Annotated in this window: 1 pseudogene; it reads right to left on the minus strand. The window is 61.0% G+C overall.

The window, feature by feature from the left end:
- Positions 1 to 329: 329 nt before the first annotated feature.
- Positions 330 to 577, minus strand: a pseudogene (locus K6I34_RS37855) (hypothetical protein); the annotation flags it as partial.

Raw genomic sequence — 577 nt, forward strand, 5'->3', positions numbered from 1 at the left:
CCGAATTCGTGGAAAAGCTGGGCAGACCAGCGAGTACGGCACGTCCAGACAACAGCCGCAGACCCACGATCAGCCGGACCGCGATCAGACCGACGCGACGGAATCAGTTCGGTGGATCAAGGCTTAGACACAAGTCTCATTGTTCTGGTGGTTGTTCGGCTCACGAGACCTGATCGATGGTGAAGTCGAGCAAGGTCGCCGAAATCGAGATCGACATTACGATCGCAATAGGACGAAGGGTGTCCCATTGGGCGGGTGACGCATCACCGGTTTACGGGTGCGCGGCGCAGCAGTGTCCGATTCCGTTGCATCGCAGTGTGTCCCTTCGGTCAATTCCCTGGCATTTGCTCGTGTTTTTCGTCCTGAGGCAGGCCGGGCTCACTGTTGTTTTCCGTGAGTCGCAGAGCGCGCCGTGCCATGTTGCGCAGGTGGGTGAGGACTTCGGCGTCGGCCTCCAGGGCGGTGACTTCGCCGAGTGTGGTGAGGAGTTGGGTGATGCGGTGGAGGGAGTCGCCGGAGAGGTCGACGGTGCAGGTGTGGGCGTCGATGGGTGTGACTCGTTCGGGGAGGCCCTGGG

The sequence above is a fragment of the Streptomyces sp. UNOC14_S4 genome, assembly GCF_020740835.1.
In the GTDB taxonomy this organism is placed as follows: Bacteria; Actinomycetota; Actinomycetes; order Streptomycetales; family Streptomycetaceae; genus Streptomyces.